This window comes from Rothia sp. HMSC064D08, assembly GCF_001809525.1.
Classification (GTDB): Bacteria; Actinomycetota; Actinomycetes; order Actinomycetales; family Micrococcaceae; genus Rothia; species Rothia dentocariosa.
On the sequence record NZ_KV797900.1, the window covers coordinates 659,797 to 679,377 of the forward strand.

Genomic DNA, 19,581 nt, shown 5'->3' on the forward strand with positions numbered 1-19,581 from the left:
TACAGGTACCGATTTCGTCAAAGTTAGCTGATGCGATTGAGCAAAAATTCGACGGTCGGGTTTTCTACCAATTCGGTGAATTCGATAGTAATCCCCTTGCCCGCGAGGTCATCAAGCAGGGCAAAAGCGCCCATTGAGTCCATCCCCAGAGAAAAAAGGTCGGTCGTAGACTCAGAAAAGGCGGTATCCAGCGAATCCGCCTCGTGGATGTACTGAGCAAGCAGGGGGCGAAGAGTAGTCTCTGCGGACATCATGTTCCTCTCTGGCATCATGTCTTATGTATGCCAAAATTTAGATACATGTAAATTGTAAATGAGGTTACCCTATATGAAAACTATGTAAACCTTTACATCACCGTCATATAGAGGGTGTTGACCACCTATACGTGACTATTATTCTCTGCGCATGCCTCACAGAGCACCTGCTTTTGAGTTAAACTTCCGGGGTAAGAACCTCAAGATTCTTACCCCGGTATTATGGTATCCGCACGCTTATTTAGCCCGCGCTAATGCTTACCTTAGTTACTCTTACTCCTGAGCCAGCATCTCAACTAGTTTAACGCGAAGTTCACGGCGTGAGATCTTACCCACGTTTGTGGTTGGCAGAGAGCTCAATACCTGTACACGTTCGGGGATCTTAAAATCAGCCAGCTTCTTTTCGGTGAAATACTCATACATGGTACGGCGCGGATTCTCACCGAGCGATTTCCCGGCCTGAGGTACAACTATCAAGCAGACGCGCTCGCCCACGGCTTCATCAGGCAGACCGAGGGCTACCGCATCCAAAATATCCGGATGCTCTAACGCCAACTCCTCAATTTCATCCACCGAAATCTTCTCACCGTTACGGTTAATTTGGTCTTTAGCGCGTCCAGTAACTTCAAGATACTTTCCCGCGACTATACGCACGATATCGCCCGTACGGTAAAAACCGTCTTCAGTAAAGCTGAGCTGATTAGCGTTTTCTTCGCGATAATACCCGCGAATCGTATAGGGCCCGCGCGTGAGGAGATGACCGCTCTGCCCTGGCTTGACCGGGTTATCCTGTTCATCCACCACGCGGATTTCATCAGCCGGGCTGATAGGGTATCCCTGAGTATTCATGCATATATAGGGTTCATCACGCAGACGAGTGTAATTCACCAAGCCTTCCGCCATGCCGAAAACCTGTTGGATTCTCACACCTAGGGTTGTTTCGAGCTCCCCCGCCACCGTCGGAGCAAGTTTCGATCCGCCCACCTGAAGCACGCGGAGCGAAGGCAGCTGCACGTCACGTTTCTTTACAGACGCCAGCCAGGCCTGCGCCAAGGGCGGTACGAGTGAGGTGAAGGTAACGCCTTCCATCTGAATCAGATTAAGCGCCGTCTGAGGGCTAGGATCGGCAGCAAATACGAGCTTACCTTGCACACACATTACGCCCAGGATTCCAGGCGAACTCATCGTGAAATTATGTGCCGCAGGAAGCACCACCAACATGGTTGTGTTGTTATTTAGCTTGCAGATATCGGCGGAACCACGCACCGAGTACAAGTAGGCTGCGTGAGTGCGCGGAATTAGCTTTGACATACCGGTTGTACCGCCGGAAAGCTGCAAAAATGCGATCTGCTCGCTTGCCAGAGTATTTTGGGTATTCTGCACAACACCGGGATGGAACGGCTCCGCCAGCTCCGCCTCGCTCAACGGAGTTACCGGAAGCGCAGCATCAAGGGCAGTAGGCGGTTCTAGACCATCAGCGCGCATCGTCTTTGCCACATCGTCGGCGAGCGCTGCAAAATCTGCCCCCGGAGTTTTCGAGGAAAATATATGCGCAGCGGCATCAGTGCGGGTTGCAAAATGAACAAGCTCACTCGTGCGGTGCTGTGGCAGACAAAAGACCGGTAAGGCCCCTGTCCAAAAAATACCCATGAGATATATCAGGTATTCGGCGATATTTCCTAACTGTAAAAGCACACGATCGCCGGGTTGCACCCCGGCATTCTCTAGGCGACGTGCTGCGGCACGAGCAGCCGCCTCCAGCTCTCCATAGCTCAGTCGAATCTGCTGCGGTTTGCCCTCTGCGTCGCTCTGTGCATGCGAAAGTGCCACTAACGCCGGAAAATGTGGCTTAGCACGGCAGGCATCAAGCAGAAACTCGGGTATGGTCTGATCGATCCAGTACCCTTCTTCACGGTAACGCCGTGCGAAATCCTCAGGAATCAGTGGGGTTTCGAGCAGTTCGGAGCGTTCCACAATCTGTTCGGTCATGTTGTTTATGTCTTTCTCGGCTATAAGATTTTAGGGGTTGGGCATAAGAATGCGATTCAGCGCGGGTATGATAGCTCCACGCCAGCAGGCGTAGTCGTGGCCGCCGTTGAACACAGTGTAGTTCAGGTGTGTGTCCACGGATTCGAGTTCCTGAACAAAACGCTGATGCGGTGGCAGCAGAATCCATTCCTGCTCGCCTACCTCAACCTCAAGGCGAAGGTGGGACAAACGGTGCAGTTCATTGGCTTCACGCAGCTGTGAGAGTTTGTCGAAAACCTGAGGCTGCCACAGCGAAGACGACTGAGCGATTGCCGCTCCGAAAGACTCTGGGCGCGAGAAAACCGCCAGCAGAGAAGACAGCCCGCCTAAGGATTGTCCGTTGATGATAATATCCTGTGGCTCTGGCCGCAGCCCGTGATGACGCCTCAAATGCGGAAGCGCTTCTTCTACAATATAGTCGGCTATGGGGCTGTCTCCATTGAGCTCTTGCCAGCGGCGTTCTCGGCCGCCCGAGTGCAGAAAGAAGACATTCATATCCGGAATACGCCCGGCGGCACAGGCTCGGTTGAGCATATGCTCCATACCGTGCCCGTACCAGACTTCACCGTCGAAAAGGATAAAAAGTGGAGAATCGGGGCTTGGGTTTCCTACCCGTCCCAACAAATATTCATGCCCGTCCGCAGTACTCATCCAGCGCGGTTCAGGAAGGTTGTCGAGTTCCTGCTGGGTGAGCAGAAACTCATGAACCGGCGCATCGGCAAGTTCAACCACACCCATACAACGGCCAATACGGTTGCAGACGGTCTTCGGGTTAAGCGGGTCGCCTTCACCAGAATCGAGAGCGGTGCGCAATGTCACCTGATCGTCCTCCCCCAGCCAGATCGGGCGTTCCCCTGGCAGTGTGGGAATAAAGTTATAGGAAGCCCGCCAGTCGGTGCGCATCTGGAAGCTCAGCTCCCACCAATCGGTGCCTGGAATACGTTCCATCAGAGACAACGGCAGGTTTTTCTCATCTGTCAGTCTATTGACAAAAATGAGAACCTGCTCTGCCGTGGCATGCTGATACAGGAATGTGACAATGCGTTCGTTCTCATTCGCTGTTCCGTCGTCATAGTAAGCCTGCTCGATAAGTGGAGTCCCATCCGCTACGATCTCTGTGATGCGGGCGTTAAGTTCTTGCGCGTCCACGGCTTCGCTTACGATGCGCGTCATAAGCGGGCTGGGTACGCGCGGGGCAGGTGTTGGGCGCGGGGTTTTAGGCGGCATAGGACGCGCCATGATCTTTGACTTGAGATTCTGTGTGGTTTTATGTGGAAGGGTCTCAAAATCACCCATAAAAGGCTCCTTAGTGACCTTCGCGGGCGGCGGCAATTGCGTCCGCGGCAATAGTAATCTCTTGGTGAGCTGCCGGAACTACCAGTGGTGTTCCGGTACAGGGGTCATCGCATATAACAGATTCTAGGTCGAAAACTTCCTGAATTAGCTCGGCAGTGACAATTTCTTGAGGATCACCCTGAGCGATAATCCTGCCTTCCTTCATGAGCACCGCATGAGTGGCGTATCGGAAAGCTAGGTTCAGATCGTGCAGCACAACCGCAACGGTATGCCCCTCAGAGTGGAGCTTCTTGGTAAGGTTTAGCACCTCAATCTGGTGGGTAATATCCAGGTAAGTGGTTGGCTCGTCCAACAGAATCAAAGGCGTCTGCTGGGCAAGGGTCATGGCAATCCACACGCGCTGACGCTGACCGCCGGAAAGCGCCTCAATAGGACGTTCGGCCAGTTCCAACACGTTCGCGGCTTCCATAGCCTCAACGCAGGCCGCCTCATCCTTCTCAGACCAGGAACGCAGAAGGGATTGATGCGGGTACCGGCCGCGTGCCACAACATCCGCCACGGTCAACCCGGTGGGCGCCTCCGGCGTTTGAGGAAGCATGGCGAGAATCTGCGCGATGGAGCGGGATTTCATCTTTGAAAGCGGCAGACCATCAAGAAAGACCTTTCCGCCTTTGAGAGGATTCACACGCGCCAGAGCTTTGAGTAAGGTAGATTTACCGCAGGCGTTAGGACCCAAAATAACGGTAAGCTCACCCTCAAGCACCTTGAAGTCTATACCGCTGAGCACTGTGTGGTCGCCATAGGCTACGACCATGTCTTCGCCTGCGAGTCGGCTTTCGCTAATCTCTGCACGAGCCTTCACTAGCTCTTCTTCCTTTCAAGGTAAATCAGGTAAATCAGATATAAACCGCCTAGGGCTCCGGTAACCACACCGACCTGTAGGGTACGGCCGGGAATTGCAAACCTTCCAATAAGGTCTGAGGCCAGCACCATCAACGCGCCCATGAGGGCAGATCCGAAAAGGGTAACGCCGCCGCTTCGCCCCAGGGTTTTCACGATATGCGGGGCAGCAAGTGCCACGAATGCTATGGGACCGGTAGTCGCGGTGGCTAGGGATACGAGAAGCACACCGAGGAAGAGCGCACACACCCGATAAGCGTTGACATTCACGCCTAGTCCTGACGCCACGCTATCGCCAAACCGAATGGCCCCGAGAGGGCGTACTAGGGCTAGAAGCGCGGGAACTGTGACGATCAGAAAAATCATCAGTGTAATCGTACGCGGCCACGACATATCATCGAGAGAACCGGCAAGCCAGGATGCTGCTGTCTGCGCCTGAGTCAGTGATGCCCGAACTACCAACAACGAGTTGAACGCCGCAAGAGTCGATCCTACACCAATACCCACAAGCACTAGGCGGAATCCGCGTAAACCTGTATGTCGAGTCAGTAACCACACCGTAATGGATGTTGCGATACCGCCAATGAGGGCACCGATAGCAACTTCTATTGGACCAGAGTCGAAGACGATAATCTGCAGGAGTGCACCAGTTGCGGCACCGTGTGTAAAGCCGATAATATCTGGTGAGCCCAGCGGATTACCCGAGATTACCTGGAACAGCGCCCCTGAAAGTCCTAGAGCTGCGCCCACAAGCAGAGCTGCCACGATGCGCGCTTCACGCTTCTGTACTAAGACCACTGTGATGCGTTTACCCCGCCCAACGAGAGCATTGATGACGTCCATCGTCGTCACTTTGTAGTCGCCCTGTTGCAGCCCCCACAGGCTAAGTGCCACGATGAGAGCGATCAGCACAATGTACAGCGTCAAAACCCGCCAGGGAACCTGCGCCTGAATGAGTCCGCGTGAGTTAAGAACAAGCCTGCCAGCCAAATCGTGACCGCGCCGTGCGCCTCGAGGGAGCGAAGATTCCTGTTTCTGAGTCTTGAGGTTCGTCGCCTTAGTCTGTGTATCTGTCATCAGAGAGCTTCCACCTTACGACGAGTCATCAGGAATAGGAAGAGGGGTGCCCCTGCAAGGGTAGCGATAATTCCTACCTGAGTTTCCTGCGGGTGCTCCGGGGTCGCCATAATAACACGGGCTAAGACATCGGACATGAGCAGCCAGACGGGGCCTAAGAGTGCGGAGCCATAGTTAACCCAGCGCACATCATTGCCCATTATGGCACGCACTACAAAGGGAACTGCCAAACCGACGAAGGAGATTGGTCCGATAGCAGCGGTTGCTGCACCTGCAAGAAGCGTTACGGCAAGAAGTGTGAGGTTTTGAGTTTGATACACTCGTACGCCCAAGGAGATAGCGGCTTCTTCACCCATACTTAGCGCGTTGATCGAGGGTGCTACAAAAAACGCTACAAGCAGACCCACGAGGATCACGGGGGCAACGGCCTGTGCAACTGATATATCGCGCCCTTCTAAAGACCCGGTAACCCACACACGAAATTCGTCAAAAGCATCTTGGTTCGAGAGCATAAGTCCCTGTGCTACAGCGGCAAGAGCGGCAGAGATGGCCACACCGGCGAGAGCTAATTTAACAATTGAGCCGTCTCGACCACGCCCGAGGGTATAAACGACAGTGGCGGCTATAGCGCCCCCAACAGCGGCGGCAATCATATACTGCCAAATACCGAGAACACCGAAAAGTACAACAGTGAGGATGACTGCAACGGCGGCACCGGCGTTGACACCCATCAGACCAGGTTCGGCGAGTGGGTTACGGGTGAGTGACTGCATGAGTGATCCGGCAACTGCGAGGGCCGCCCCGCAGGCTATCCCGATGAGTGTCCGCGGAATGCGCTGCTCAAAGATAATGGCATGACTTTCGGGGGTTGATTGCCCCGCTAAGGTTTCTACGATGGTTTCGGGGGAGAGTGATTTTAGCCCAATAGTTAGCGAGGCAAGAATACTCACGCCGAGCAGAACCGCAAAAATAATAAGCCAGGTTATTCGTCGGCCGTTTTTTTCGTTGCGCCCACTTTTCATGGTTCGTGAGGCTCCTGTGCGTTCCAAGATTACGCTCAACGAGACTCCTTTATTATATGTGGTCTAAGATACAGTGCTACCAACAACGCTACCGTAAAGATAGCTAAGACCGCCTTATCTCGATACCGTGTCTTGATCCCTATGGCGTTAGGGTACCTTTGGTTCTTCTCCTGAGCAAGAGTGCCAAACGCGCGCCACAAAGGAGCGTTATCCCCCCTGCGGCGCGCGCTTATCACCATTGTCTATGGACGCTTCCGAATAATCAGTACGGCAATAGCACCGATAATAGCAACGCCAAGCACAGATACGCCCAGCCATGGGAATTCCTGCCCATACGTTACCGTTGTGTTGCTGGTTTTATGGCTATCTGCCTGTGTCTTTGCGGAGCTAGAGGCCGACGCGCTGCTCTTCGCACTGCTGGATGCAGAGGCGCTGGCGGTCTTCTTCTGCTCGCCCTTGTTAGCGTTCTGGTCGTTTTTCTGATCGGAGGAATCTTTATTCCCGCCCTCGTCAGCCTCAGCGTTTAAACGATCATACTCTTCTTTAGAGATAGGGTTGCCATCAGCATCAAGATAGACGGTCTCTTGCTCAGATGAACCACCGTCCTGTGCCGAGTTACCGCCGTTATCTTCGGAACCATTATTATCCGAACCTGCAGATCCGGCGTTATTGTTGGACGAAGAATCGGAGCCGCCCTTAGAGGACCCTCCGTTATTCGACGAGCCGCCATTATTGCCGCCCCCGTTATCGGGTTCTCCAACGGTAAATACAGGGCTCTTATTGGTATACCGCCCTCCCGTATTACCTTTATTACGACCGTTGGCGTCTTTACCTCCGCCTCCTCCCGTTGCAAGGAAGCGAAGCGTATGGTCGCCGGAGCCTGCGTTAGAGAGCACAAATGAACCGTTTAGGTTCCCCTTGCTATCCGTTGTTTGCCTATGCACGACGCCGTCATCATCTAGTTTGACGGTAACCTGCGTGTTTTCAGGGAAACCTGTCAAAGTGAAGTTAACTACGCCTCCAGGAGTCACATGAGGACTTACAGTTGAGCTGGTTCCTGGGGTGTTCTCTGATGCTCCTCCAGGTGGGATCGCATTCGCAGCTCCCATCCCCAGGCCAAGACTAAGGGATATTGCCGCGCAGGCAGTGAGCGCCTTTGATACTGTCTTTGTGGTTCGCATGAGTTTCCTCTTCTGTGCGACTAGTGGTAATTTATACCGGTTCCCTCCCCCACCGACGGTGTGGGAGGGAACCCTGATGTTTGAGATATTGTGTATATTTCCTCAGGTGTGAGAGGTGATTACGCCCTCTTGCGGAAGGTTAGTGCAAGCACCAAGATAATCAGACCCGCGATAGAGAGCAACACGTTATTTGCATTGTTCGCGAACCAACGCGAGAAGCCGCTAAGCTCAGCGCCAATGATATTGGGGGCACTATTGCTGTCGGACTGTGTTGCCGCGGTAGTTGCATTGCCTTGGGTACCGTTTTTACCGGGCGCGGCCTTGGCCGTGCGGGTTTTCTTGGGTGAGCTCTTGGCATGGGCACCGCTGTTACTACCGTTCTTTGCGGCAGCTTTAGCGCGTGCCTGCACACGGTTGATGAGCGTATCGTTTTCCAGTTCAGCAGCAGCCCCAAGAGAAGCCTGCTTCGTAATGGTGCCTTGACGGGCTGTAAAGTTGATTCCGGAGCTCTGGGGGGGAATAGGTGCCACAGAGCCATATCCTGATCCGTTGTTACCCGACCCGGCATCATAGCCGCCTGCGATTGAACCATTGTTAGAGGCATGATTACTACTTACAGGGGCTAACGTGGAGCCATCAGCGCCAGCAATCGTAACGGACAACGTCACCGAATGCTGCTCGTCGCCCTTCTGTAAACTACCGGTCAGGAACGTGATATCGTGAACGGTGCCCACGCCCCATTTATCGCTATTTGGGAACGGCAAAGTATAGGTAAACTTGCCATCAGCATCAGCCTGAATAATGGCCACAACACCACGAGACGCATAGTCTTTACCGTTATAAACCACGGCACGGTCAAGTTTAATGTCTCCACCATCGTATTTAACGGCGATAACGCTATAAGGGCTCCATCCAGAACCGTTAACGACGATTCCCTGACCGTGGGTCACAGTCTTAGGACCGGTTACGGTAGCATCACCGTCGGACGCAGTCTGAGTCTCAACGACAGGAGCAGGTGCAGTAGGTGCAGGTGCATTATTTTGTGCACCCTGGTTCGCAGTACCGCCCTGATTATCTGCTGGGCTAGGCTGAACATCGATGTTACCGTCATTTTGATGATCCTGTGCAGGAGGATCTGCAGGCTGCTGAGGCTCTGGTTTTTTGGTGTCATTAGCTGAAGGGTTACCTGGCTGCTGACCATTATCCTTTGGATCCTCGGCAGTGGCAGGAGCATCACCTATGGTCACGTTGAGAGTTACCGAATGCTTCGCAGCGTCGCCCTTTTGCAAACTGCCGCTTAGGAAAGTAATCTCGTGCTGTGAACCGTCCGTCCACTTCTCAAACCCGGTTGAATTCTCAGCGTTCGGGAACGGCAGCTTTGCGGTGAACGTACCATCAGGATTAGCCGTAACGACGGCTACAACACCGCGTCCAGCCAAATCCTTACCGTCATACGTTACGGGATTCGTAGACTTGACTTCACCGCCGTCGTACTTCACGGCGATCACAGAACCGGTACCGTCGGCATTCTTCCAGCCGGTACCGCTAACCTCGATTTCCTGACCGTTTTTCGCGTATTTCACACCGGTCACAGTAACGCCGTCGGACTCAACAGTCTGCGAGTTCTCAAAAGCGGCAGGAGCAGGATTATTTTCTGCCGGTTGAGGAGCTGGTTTCTCATCTGCCTTAGGCTGCTGCTCTGCTTCGTTCTTAGCAGCGTCGTCAGCTTTGGGCTGTACCGGAGTTTCCTCAGCTTTAGGAGTCTCTTCTACCTTCGGAGTATCAGCAGGAGTCTCATTCTTAGCTGCCTCATCAGTCTGAGGCTGCTGTGCAGGCGTTTCTTCAGCCTTTGGAGCTTCTGCAGGGGCCTCATTCTTGGGGGTTTCTTTCACCTGAGGCTGCTCGGGAGTCTCCGCCTTTGGAGTCTCTTCCGCTTTCGGGGTTTCGACTGCCGGAGCTTCTTCGCCCACGGTTACTGTATGAGTTGCTGAGTGCTGCTCATCGCCCTTCTGCAAACTGCCGCTCAGGAAGTTAATCTTGTGTTCTGAACCGACGGTCCAGTTAGCATTAGTAGGGAAAGGGATGGTTGTGGTGAAGTTACCGTTCTCGTCTGCCTTAATAACCGCTATAACACCGCGTGCCGACAGATCCTTACCATCGTGCGTCACCGGTTCTGTGGGTTTAACCTTACCGTCATCATATTTCACAGCGATAACGGCGTTGGCACCCCACCCCGAGCCACTAATCTCAAGGCCCTGACCGTTCTTAATAACCGTAGAGCCTGCAACGGTAGCAGTATCGTTTGCTTTCGCGGCGGGTTGTTCTACCTTACCTTGAGGCATTCTCTCGTTGCCTTCACCCGGAACCTTCACAGCAGGATCCTGTGCCTGCACATTATTACCGGCTTGGGCGGGGGTAGCATCCGGAGTTTGGCCCGGATCTTCAAGAGCGGTTGCGGGGGTTGTTACGCCGGGTGCAAGCAAAGCACCCGCAAGCGCTACCACGGCACTGTAGCGGGCGGCATGATGTGCGTGCTGTGTCATCGTTATGTTCCGTTTCGTGTATAAGGTTTTCAAACTCTTTCAAGACAGCCCCAGGGGCATGTTGCTGTCTTTCAAAAGCATTTTGTGTATCTTCAGCGTATTCGTCGTTGAGTATTCAAGAGTCTAGATGCGGCACCTCCTCAAGTGAGGTGCCGCGTCTAAAATCTAATCCTACTGTCCCTGATTATTGTTTTGATTTTCGAGTAGTTTGCTGCGAACATCCGCAACAATACCGTTCATCAACAGGGGACCACCGGTTGAGGTCCATTTAGAACCCTCAACCGTAATAATATGTTCGTTCTGGTAGGCTTTCAAATTCGTGAAGCCAGATGTGGCCTCTGCCTTCTTCAAAACTTCTGATGCACCATTGGCACTAGCATCACCTTGAACATTCGGGTTCTTCTGGCTTGCGCCGCCCAAAGTACCAATAAACATGTAGTCGGCGTCAATATCCGAGAGGTTCTCCAAAGAGACCGGCTCTGAGTGACCCTGCCCTTCACGATCCTGTGCCGGGGGACGCTGCAGCCCCAAATCTGAAAGCACCTGACCGGCTGGGAGTTCCTTCAAGATCAGTGCAGGACCGTTACCCGCCCAACGCACGATCGAGAAGGTCTTATCACCGTACAGAGGTTCTAGCTCCTTCTTGAGCTGCTCAGTAAGTTTTTCGTAGTCTTCCTCAACCTTCTTACCCTGGTCTACCAGGTTAAGAGCATCCGCTACCCGCTCAAAGTTGATGGTCCAATCACCGCCGGCATATCCGGTGTACACCACGGGAGCAATATCCTGCAGAGTCTTGTATGCCTCTGAACGTTTATCCACGCCTGTAGAATCAGCCAGAATAAGGTCTGGTGTGAGGGAGGCAACCTTATCGTAGTTAACCTCAGACACAGAACCGACAAGTGTAACGTCGTCTCCTACCTTATCTTTGAGGTAGTTAGGCACAGTCTGCTGACCGCGACCAGAAATAGCGCCTACAGGCTTAACGCCAAGTGCGAGTACCGCATCCAAAGTAGGTTCTGAGAGAACTACAACGCGCTGCGGTTTAGTAGGTACCGTAATTTCTTCCTCATCTACATTCTTAACAACGCGAGTCTCACTTTCGGGAGATTCCGAAGAGTCAGAAGTCGTAGATTCCTGGCTGCATGCTGCAAGTGTGAATGCAGTGCCTGAAGCAAGCGCCATACCTAGAAAGTTACGGCGATTTACCATGAATTGAGCTAGTGACGCTGGGTGTTCAAAAGACATATTTCTCCTAAGACAAATAAACTCTACCTAACCTTACCGTCATATATGCCCTACTTCAAGGAAAAACTCTCATGGTTAACGTTAAGAATCGTCAATCTTTTTACCGATATGTGGTTTTTTCATTGGAAATACAGGTTTTTATAGTCATTACATAAAGCTATAAAGACGTTATGTCATCAAAAATATTTCACGCTTTAATCGTTTACATCGTCATAATACGCGCACATTTTTAAGAACAACTGCATCCATCAGACAGATTTATCCCGGTGTGAGGATGTGACCTCCACGTCTTTCGCACCCTCTCCCCTAGAGAACGCAAAGCAGCAATCGCGGCCTGAGGATCTTCTGCCCCATACACCGAACTGCCTGCGACGAAACAGTCTGCTCCGGCTTCCGCAGCTCGCACAATCGTTTCCTCCGTAATCCCGCCATCAACCTGAAGCCGCACCGGGATACCGGACCCTTCAAGCGCCGATGCGGCACGACGAATTTTAGGCAAAGTGACATCAAGGAATTTCTGCCCGCCGAAGCCTGGTTCTACCGTCATAATCAGGAGCATATCTATTTCTGTAAGCAGATCGAGGTATGGTTCTACGGCAGTTGCCGGGCGTAACGCCAACCCAGCTTTTGCCCCGGATTCTCGCAGAGTACGCGCCAGCTTAATAGGTGCGGTAGCCGCCTCCGCGTGGAAGGTTACCGATTCGCTGCCTACGTCGGCATACTGGGGAGCCCAACGATCAGGATCATCAATCATCAAATGCACATCAAAAGGCACGGGCGAAACTTCGCGCAGACGCTTAACAACCGGAGGCCCCCACGTCAGATTTGGTACAAAGTGGTTATCCATCACGTCAATGTGTGCCGCATCCGCAGTCGAAATGCGTTCTAACTCGTGCTGTAAATTTGCAAAGTCGGCAGAGAGTATAGACGGATTAATAGCAACAGACATGAGAAAACCTCCTCAACATGACATACGGATATTCGGATAACAATAATCGCCACACTAAAAATACGGTTGCATTGGGCGATTCTAATTCTTACGGAAAAGTGCAAGGAACATAGCATCAGTACCATGAATATGCGGCCACAGCTGTGCAGTCGTTGATGCTTCACCCAGAATATCTTCCTGACGAACCGAGGAGGATTTTTTAAGGCGTACCTGTGGACGATACCCGGGAGCCTTATCGCCCGCAAGAGCGCTTCGTCCTTCAGCACTCGGCAGGGCAACGCTTTGAAGTATCGACTGTGTATCCAGCAGACACACTTTTCCAGTCTCCAGTATCTCCGCAACAATATTTTGAGTCTCAGCAGCATGCGGTGAGCAGGTTACGTACGCGATCACACCGCCAGGCCGCGTAACTTCACACGCAGCCTCCAGAAGCTGACGCTGCAGAGGCAGCAAATCGGCAATATCACGCGGGGATTTACGCCAGCGTGCCTCCGGACGCCTGCGAAGGGCGCCTAGCCCCGAGCAGGGAACATCAACCAGAACACGGTCAAATTTCTGTTCCGGCTCGATGCCCGCGGGTAACCGCTCAGCATTTTGTGCAAGCGTTTGGGATATCTCACGCCCATCTCCGGTGAGAACAACATACTCGTCGTGAGAAAGCGGCCGTAAAGATTGTGAAACCAGTTTTGCACGATGCGCTGCCGACTCATTCGCCACCACCCGAGCACCACGCTGCGCGCCCAAAGCCGCCAACAGTGCAGCCTTACCGCCCGGACCGGCACACAAATCAAGCCACGCAGAGTCTTGCCCTTCAAGAGGAGCTGCAACAAGCGCGCGAGTAACCAGCTGCGAACCTACATCCTGTGCACGCACGGTACCCTCGCGAACACTTTCCAACCTGCCCAAATCGCCAGCAGAATATAAAGCGGAGTCCTCTACCAGTTCACCCTCTACCGCACCTTTCTCGAAGGCTTCCTGCAGGTCGCCTATTCCTGGAAGTGCTATAAGGTTTACCACAGGTGCCTGGTTATCGGCCTCAAGAAGCTCCTGGATTTCGGCCGGAGACCTGCCATGAGCCGCAAGCGCTTGACGCATGGAACGCACAATCCAGGTCGGATGCGATTTTGCGAGCGCAAGTTTTTCGGTGTCGTCCTTAGCATCAGCTTCCAGACGAGCGTACCAGTCCTCACGGCTGCGTTCACTCACACGGCGCAGCACCGCGTTCACAAAGTTTGCGGGACCACCGCCGATCTGTGCACGGGCTAATGCGACGCTTTGGTTAAGGGCTGCATGGGCGGGCACGCGCATGCTCAAGAGCTGATGAACGCCCATCCGAAGTACGATCAACGTGGTTGTACCGATTTTCTCTAGCGGACGATCCGCACAATGCGCCAAAATGGCGTCGTAGGTACCCTGGCTGCGCAGGGTTCCGTAGGTGAGTTCGGTGGCAAAACCCGCATCCCGATGGTCAAGATGATGGGTACGAATCGTGCCGGGCAGCACGAGGTTTGCGTAGGAGTCGTTTTGCGCTACCGCGTTGAGAACCTCAAATGCGACGAGGCGCGCGGGGTCTGCAGAGCGTGAGCGCTGTGAGGGCGCAGTCGCAGAGAACTCGCGGGATGAAAGCTGCTTACGGTTGCGCTCATGTCCGCTCTTATTGCGTTTGGAAGCACCGCCTCCGCCGCGTTTCATGCCATCGTGGGAGCGCTGGGCACGTTCGTTTCGGCGTTGTTCACTAGTCTTACCGTCAAATCGTTTTGATGATGCACCGCGATTTCGCGGATTCCGTGAGCCATTTTTGTCGTTATAACGTCGTTCCGTCATGAGAGCACTACCTTTCCTTCGGCGAGGCCGCTACCGAGACCGCGTGCCCAGGCGAGCGCGTCCATCATTTTTTTACCGGCAGGTTGTACACGCACCAGTTCTAAAGCACCGTCCGCCGTACCCACATAGAGTTTTTTACCACGGAGTTCAAGCTGTCCAGGAGCCAGGGTACCGGCCTGATCGCTCAGACGCACACCGCCGATCTTGAGTCGGTTCCCCGAAAATTCACACCAGGCTCCAGGTTCCGGGGTTACTGCGCGAACTTGAGCAAGAATTTTGTGGGCGCTTTGGGTGAAATCTATGCGCGCATCGGCGTTGGTCACCTTTGCCGCATAGCTGACGGATTCGTCCTCGCGCTGCGCGGTTCCGTGCTCGCCTGCCTCAAGCCGTACAAAGGTATTCGCTAACAGCTCTCCCCCGCTTTGCGCTAGACGTGTAAGAATGCTCCCGGCAGTATCGTCTTCCGTCACCAACGTGGATTCTTCTTCGAAAACCGCGCCAGTATCCAACCCGGCTTCTAGAAGGAAGGTGTTCGAGAAAATCTCGCTTTCTCCCGCCATGAGGGCACGCTGTACAGGTGCGGCACCTCGCCACGCAGGCAACTTCGAAAAGTGCAGATTAACCCAGCCGTAGGGAAGCATATCTAGTGCTTGCTGGGGCAGAATTGTGCCATATGCGACCACGGCGGCAGCTTCGGCTCCCAGCGGGGCTATCTGCTGTTGAGTTTCTGGCGACCACCGGTTCGCTTTAACGATAGGCAGCCCGAGCTCTTCAGCACGTTGTGCTACGGGCGAGGGGGTAAGGATGCGCTTTCGACCTACCGGCGCGTCCTCGCGCGTGAGCACTCCAACCACCTGAACCCGCGGGGACTGGACAAGCGTATCGAGAGGGTACACAGCGATCTCGGGGGTTCCCGCGTAGAGAATTTTGAGGGTCATGGGTGCCTCCTTAAACCTGGTGGAATACGGTATGTCTATGCTCTGAAGCTGCCTAGGGAGGCGCCGAAGCTTCCTCCAACCCGCATTGCTCGTTCGGCAGAGGTCTGCGCTGTCACCTTGTTGTAATCTGCGGCTCGGATGGCGCGCATAACCCGTTTACGATCTTCGCCGACAAGGCGATCGATAAAGAGTTTGCCGTGAAGATGATCGGTTTCGTGTTGGAGCATACGCGCGAATAGTCCTTCCCCTTCAAGCACCAGGGGCTTTCCCATCTTGTCTACGCCTCTCACCCGGGCCCAGTTCATGCGCGGAGTATCCGATTTCATACCGGGTACCGACAGGCATCCTTCCCCTCCCTCTTGAGGCTCCGTTCCGGTCTCAAGTACGGGGTTGATAATATATCCTTCGCGGTCGTCAATACCGCCAAAGGTAAAAATTTGTTTGGAGATACCAATCTGAGGCCCAGCCAGCCCGACTCCCTCAACGTCGTACATGGTGTCAAGCATATCGTCGATCAGTTTGGCAAGCTCCCGATCAAAAACGGCGATAGGCTCACATTCGCTGCGAAGAACGGGGTCGCCTACGGTACGGATACTCAGAATTGTCATATATCTCCCTGACGCGTTTGTTATGGTACGCAGATATGCTCCGAATAGGGTGAAGAGCTGTCAAATACCAGCATTCTATTGTACCGGCTGAGGTATCCGTCCAAATAGAACACTCGTGATTATTTTGTTTTTCTTCTACCGGGTTTACTAGGCTACCTGTGTGTGATCTCCCGAAGGTGGTTGACCTGCCACAGGAGGCGGAACTACCGGCATGAGCGCGTCGTCCGGGAATTCGTGAACTGTACGGTTATGCTCCCAGACCCTCCGCAATGCACAGAATTTATACCAGTTCTGTTCAAGAATCTTTGGATTTGCCTGATGCGGCACCACCTGCGTTTCGCCCAGTGCCACGCCCATCAGGATGGGGGCATCGCCGTATTTCCAGGGTTCCCAGGTTCCCGCGACAGGGTCTACCAGCGATTCTTCGGCTTTGAGCCCAGCAACCAGCTGCATAACCACCTTGTCGTCAAGGGGTTTAACACGCCCTCGCCGGTCGGTGCCTTTAGTTTTATAGTCAATAATGCAGGTTCGTCCGGCGATCTGAGCGACAAGGTCCAGCGTTCCGGCGTAACCTACGGACTTATTCCAGATAGTAATTTCTGCGGCGAGTGGTTGAGGGCGAAAAGCGTCCCACCATTCATCGAACCTATCCGCATAGGCTTGTTCGCCGTTGAGGATAAGCTGTTCTCGACATTCTTCGACATTGTGTTCCGCTCCCATGGTGCGTAACGCAATATTCTCGGCGTAATTATGTACCCTGTCACCGCGCTCGGCTGCAGCATCTCGGTACCGTTCGGATGCGGCCGCCGCATCACGAATAATAGCGTACTTGAGCCCCGAGGATCCGGCAGCACGATAAGCTCTCTGGTCTTCGAGAGCAGCTTTTGCAGCCATATAGCCGTGCCACCCGCTCATATCGGTAGCGTGCTGACCGATAACGGTCGTGATGGAAGGAACTAGCAGCTCTCCGCCGCGTTTACGAGAGTACATGCGACCGTAATCGGTTGGATTTGCTAGTTCTGGTGCTGTCACCGAGTACCTTCTTGATCTGCGGATAGCGATTGGGGCTGTATACAAAAACCCCCGTTGCGGATGTACAAACGGGGGGGGTGGCTCGTGCGTGATACTGGGTTCGAACCAGTGACCTCTTCGGTGTGAACGAAGCGCGCTACCACTGCGCCAATCACGCCTACAGGTAAACACTATACCGAGTGGGAAGATAGCGCGTCAAATATGGGTTGTTGCCCTTATTTGAGGCATCAGAAGGGCATTTGGGGTCCGGCCAGAAGCAACAAAAAATCCCCAGATCTCCGTGATCTGAGGATTATTCCTAGTGTGACCCCAACCGGATTTGAACCGGTGTTGCCGCCGTGAGAGGGCGGAGTACTAGGCCGCTATACGATGGGGCCATAGCATCGAGTGATGCCCGCTGGGGTACCAGGACTCGAACCTAGAATGACGGTACCAGAAACCGTTGTGTTGCCAATTACACCATACCCCACTATTTCACTATGTTGTTCCGGTAAAACCTCAACGATTTTCACCGCAACGAGTAATAACTATACCGGTGCTTTGTTGCATCATGCAACTTCGTACCTTGAGATGGTCGTCACAAAAGTTATACCCCGCTTCCAGAACCTCCGAATGCACGCCAGTCGGGTGAAGGCACCCAAGAGATGCCTTCACCCGACTCATACATGTTATTCAAGCAGCAATATAAACTTACCGGCTAAGCAATGATAGTCATCTCACCTGCTATGCGCTATTTTGCGGGTTCGGGCGCTGAAACCTTCACGGAATCAAAATTACCCATGTAACGCATCATATAGGCTGCCATAGCATCGCGCTTGACTGAGTCATGCGGACGGAACGTACTATCGGGCCAACCAGTGGAGAGCTTCGAGAACTGGAACCACGAAATCTCCTTGACAAAGGGGCTTCCCGAAACATCCATAAAGGTCGCTTTCTGCTGAACTTCCGGGGATCCTGCGGCACGATAGAAGAAGGCCGCCATAGCCTCGCGGTTTATTGAGTCTTCAGGACGGAAGGTACCGTCTTCCCAACCTGTCGTAATACCGGTTGCCTTCAGCCACGCAATTTCCTTATAGAAGGGGTGGGTTGTAGGAACATCACTGAAAGGAGATTCCACGGGTGCCTCAAATTCAGGAGAACCCGCCAGGCGATATAGGTACGCTGCCATTGCTCCACGTTCGATGCTCTCCAAGGGGTGGAATCCGCCATCAGGGTAACCGGTTGTAATGCTCTTCTCCCCGAGCTTGATGATGTCGTTCTCAAAGAGGTTACCGGCAATATCGTTATACGACACGTTGGTTAGAGCCCTGTTGTCGCCGCCTGTCAGAGGAATGGGATAGCCCGCGAAAGTTTCCTGCTGCGGGGTGATCCGCTTAATCTCTACCCCTGGATTTTCCGCTGTCACATTCTCCGGGGTAACCATCATCTTGGTAATAGAATCAGCAGTTTCTTCTTTGGAAGTTAGCGTTCCCTGGGCGTAATCCATGCCGAAGGGAATGGTCGTATCGGGAGCAAAACCATCCTTATTAGCGATATAGACCTCACCATCAGCACCCAAGGTAATATCGTTGGCACCCTTAGATGCTGACTGCACTTCTCCAATAAGACGATCAGCGCGACCATCAATCACGCCAACCTTACCGGTAGCAAAATCCGTAACGTATACGAGGTCACGATCTTCATCATTGACGAGTGCAAGTGCCTGCTTACCGAAAGGAATAGACTTCTTATATTCCCCAGTCTTGAGGTCATACACAGTCACCCCGGAATTACCCTTAGACTCGCCGCTCTGACGGTCATAACTGCCTTGTGCAGAAACGTAGATCTCCTGTTCAGAAATATCAATGGCAATATCGGAAGGAAGAACATCAACGCCTTCGACATCAGCGTGGGTCTGGATTTCCTGCAAAACCTTAAAAGTGCTCGTGTCAATCACATAGATTTTGCCGGTGGTGCGCTCGGGAACATAGAGTTTACCATCATGAATAGTGGTATTCATGCTGATGTAGCGCTTACCTTCTTCGTCTCCACCCACTTTGATCTTCTCGACCTTATGGGTCTTCAGATCAATGGCAGATACAAAGAAACGGCCCGTTACGAATGCTTTGCCGGAGGCAGTATCTACCTTCACCTCACGCGGATGCTCGATCCAGTTTTCATCTCCCTCTTGAGCTCCGTAGTTGGTCCACAAGAGATTGAGATTATTCTGATCGTACACAGACACAGCGTTATCACGAGTATTCGTCACCCAAATGGTGCCATTCTCATCATCCACGTCAATACCAAAGGCACCCAAATTCTTATACCCAGCGTTGTATCCGGTACCGGCTCGGGTGATAGGTAAGGTGGCTATTGCTTCTATCTGGAGAGTCTTCTCATCCAGACGCGCAATAGTCGATACGGACATATCGCGGTTAGAGCCAGCAATGAAGATTTTGCCGTTTTTTGAATGGCGAATCTGATACTGCCCTGGAATCCCCTGCACCTGTTGAGCCTGAGCAGCAGTAATCTGCTGCGGGGCAGGAGACTCTACCGCAAAGGACGCGGGCACCGTAAGAGATACCCCCATGAGCGACATCAATAGTACCCCAACGGTAGCAACCTTGAAAGACCTATGCTGAGCTGTAGCTGATAAAAGAACCATATGAACTCCTTGAGAGGATGACGAGTAACAAAAATTAGTT

Annotated in this window: 15 protein-coding genes and 3 tRNA genes; all 18 read right to left on the bottom strand. The window is 53.1% G+C overall.

All coding sequences use genetic code 11. The features are described 5' to 3' along the window. Window positions 1-23: 23 nt before the first annotated feature. Window positions 24-254 carry an acyl carrier protein gene (locus tag HMPREF2625_RS09565; protein ID WP_246826778.1) on the bottom strand — a complete coding sequence of 77 codons (231 nt, stop codon included), beginning with the start codon at window positions 252-254 and terminating at the stop codon, window positions 24-26. 273 nt (window positions 255-527) lie between these two features. Beyond that, complete coding sequence (locus tag HMPREF2625_RS09570) at window positions 528-2,243, bottom strand: (2,3-dihydroxybenzoyl)adenylate synthase (RefSeq protein ID WP_070524169.1); 1,716 nt, start codon at window positions 2,241-2,243, stop codon at window positions 528-530. Between the two features lie 30 nt (window positions 2,244-2,273). After that, a complete protein-coding gene (locus tag HMPREF2625_RS09575) occupies window positions 2,274-3,578 on the bottom strand; it encodes an enterochelin esterase domain-containing protein (RefSeq protein WP_070524171.1) in 1,305 nt (434 codons plus the stop codon). Between the two features lie 10 nt (window positions 3,579-3,588). Next, the gene (locus HMPREF2625_RS09580; protein ID WP_048755241.1) at window positions 3,589-4,440 is read right to left on the bottom strand and encodes an ABC transporter ATP-binding protein; all 852 of its coding nucleotides are present in this window, start codon (window positions 4,438-4,440) and stop codon (window positions 3,589-3,591) included. Further along, the gene (locus tag HMPREF2625_RS09585; RefSeq protein WP_070524173.1) at window positions 4,440-5,555 is read right to left on the bottom strand and encodes a FecCD family ABC transporter permease; all 1,116 of its coding nucleotides are present in this window, start codon (window positions 5,553-5,555) and stop codon (window positions 4,440-4,442) included. The genes HMPREF2625_RS09580 and HMPREF2625_RS09585 overlap by 1 nt, the downstream gene beginning before the upstream one ends. Beyond that, the gene (locus HMPREF2625_RS09590) at window positions 5,555-6,616 is read right to left on the bottom strand and encodes a FecCD family ABC transporter permease (protein ID WP_246826779.1); all 1,062 of its coding nucleotides are present in this window, start codon (window positions 6,614-6,616) and stop codon (window positions 5,555-5,557) included. Before HMPREF2625_RS09590 ends, HMPREF2625_RS09585 begins: the two co-directional genes overlap by 1 nt. Window positions 6,617-6,819: 203 nt before the next feature. After that, window positions 6,820-7,758: a hypothetical protein gene (locus tag HMPREF2625_RS09600; RefSeq protein ID WP_070524177.1), complete on the bottom strand. Its 939-nt coding sequence runs from the start codon at window positions 7,756-7,758 to the stop codon at window positions 6,820-6,822. A gap of 119 nt (window positions 7,759-7,877) precedes the next feature. Then, window positions 7,878-10,301 carry a hypothetical protein gene (locus HMPREF2625_RS09605; protein ID WP_070524179.1) on the bottom strand — a complete coding sequence of 808 codons (2,424 nt, stop codon included), beginning with the start codon at window positions 10,299-10,301 and terminating at the stop codon, window positions 7,878-7,880. Window positions 10,302-10,472: 171 nt separating this feature from the next. Beyond that, entirely contained in the window at window positions 10,473-11,546 is a 1,074-nt protein-coding gene (locus HMPREF2625_RS09610) for an ABC transporter substrate-binding protein (protein WP_013399279.1), read from the bottom strand. Window positions 11,547-11,775: 229 nt separating this feature from the next. Further along, window positions 11,776-12,495 carry a ribulose-phosphate 3-epimerase gene (rpe, locus tag HMPREF2625_RS09615; protein WP_070524181.1) on the bottom strand — a complete coding sequence of 240 codons (720 nt, stop codon included), beginning with the start codon at window positions 12,493-12,495 and terminating at the stop codon, window positions 11,776-11,778. Between the two features lie 81 nt (window positions 12,496-12,576). Continuing rightward, the gene (locus HMPREF2625_RS09620; RefSeq protein WP_070524184.1) at window positions 12,577-14,319 is read right to left on the bottom strand and encodes an RsmB/NOP family class I SAM-dependent RNA methyltransferase; all 1,743 of its coding nucleotides are present in this window, start codon (window positions 14,317-14,319) and stop codon (window positions 12,577-12,579) included. Continuing rightward, entirely contained in the window at window positions 14,316-15,257 is a 942-nt protein-coding gene (gene fmt, locus HMPREF2625_RS09625) for a methionyl-tRNA formyltransferase (protein ID WP_070524186.1), read from the bottom strand. The genes HMPREF2625_RS09620 and fmt overlap by 4 nt, the downstream gene beginning before the upstream one ends. A 35-nt stretch (window positions 15,258-15,292) precedes the next feature. Next, window positions 15,293-15,865 carry a peptide deformylase gene (gene def / locus HMPREF2625_RS09630; RefSeq protein ID WP_070524188.1) on the bottom strand — a complete coding sequence of 191 codons (573 nt, stop codon included), beginning with the start codon at window positions 15,863-15,865 and terminating at the stop codon, window positions 15,293-15,295. A gap of 147 nt (window positions 15,866-16,012) precedes the next feature. Then, complete coding sequence (locus HMPREF2625_RS09635) at window positions 16,013-16,897, bottom strand: cytochrome (protein ID WP_070524190.1); 885 nt, start codon at window positions 16,895-16,897, stop codon at window positions 16,013-16,015. 85 nt (window positions 16,898-16,982) lie between these two features. Beyond that, a tRNA-Val gene (locus tag HMPREF2625_RS09640) sits at window positions 16,983-17,054 on the bottom strand. Between the two features lie 147 nt (window positions 17,055-17,201). Beyond that, window positions 17,202-17,274: transfer RNA gene (locus HMPREF2625_RS09645), tRNA-Glu, on the bottom strand. Between the two features lie 20 nt (window positions 17,275-17,294). Next, a tRNA-Gln gene (locus HMPREF2625_RS09650) sits at window positions 17,295-17,366 on the bottom strand. Window positions 17,367-17,627: 261 nt separating this feature from the next. Next, window positions 17,628-19,541 carry an S-layer homology domain-containing protein gene (locus HMPREF2625_RS09655; RefSeq protein WP_070524192.1) on the bottom strand — a complete coding sequence of 638 codons (1,914 nt, stop codon included), beginning with the start codon at window positions 19,539-19,541 and terminating at the stop codon, window positions 17,628-17,630. Between the last annotated feature and the right edge of the window lie 40 nt (window positions 19,542-19,581).

Coding starts and splice junctions, on each gene's coding strand:
- rpe (WP_070524181.1), bottom strand. CDS start 12,495: ATGTCTGTTGCTATTAATCCGTCTATACTCTCTGCCGACTTTGCAAAT.
- def (WP_070524188.1), bottom strand. CDS start 15,865: ATGACAATTCTGAGTATCCGTACCGTAGGCGACCCCGTTCTTCGCAGC.
- fmt (WP_070524186.1), bottom strand. CDS start 15,257: ATGACCCTCAAAATTCTCTACGCGGGAACCCCCGAGATCGCTGTGTAC.
- HMPREF2625_RS09600 (WP_070524177.1), bottom strand. CDS start 7,758: ATGCGAACCACAAAGACAGTATCAAAGGCGCTCACTGCCTGCGCGGCA.
- HMPREF2625_RS09565 (WP_246826778.1), bottom strand. CDS start 254: ATGATGTCCGCAGAGACTACTCTTCGCCCCCTGCTTGCTCAGTACATC.
- HMPREF2625_RS09620 (WP_070524184.1), bottom strand. CDS start 14,319: ATGACGGAACGACGTTATAACGACAAAAATGGCTCACGGAATCCGCGA.
- HMPREF2625_RS09655 (WP_070524192.1), bottom strand. CDS start 19,541: ATGGTTCTTTTATCAGCTACAGCTCAGCATAGGTCTTTCAAGGTTGCT.
- HMPREF2625_RS09585 (WP_070524173.1), bottom strand. CDS start 5,555: ATGACAGATACACAGACTAAGGCGACGAACCTCAAGACTCAGAAACAG.
- HMPREF2625_RS09575 (WP_070524171.1), bottom strand. CDS start 3,578: ATGGGTGATTTTGAGACCCTTCCACATAAAACCACACAGAATCTCAAG.
- HMPREF2625_RS09570 (WP_070524169.1), bottom strand. CDS start 2,243: ATGACCGAACAGATTGTGGAACGCTCCGAACTGCTCGAAACCCCACTG.
- HMPREF2625_RS09610 (WP_013399279.1), bottom strand. CDS start 11,546: ATGTCTTTTGAACACCCAGCGTCACTAGCTCAATTCATGGTAAATCGC.
- HMPREF2625_RS09605 (WP_070524179.1), bottom strand. CDS start 10,301: ATGACACAGCACGCACATCATGCCGCCCGCTACAGTGCCGTGGTAGCG.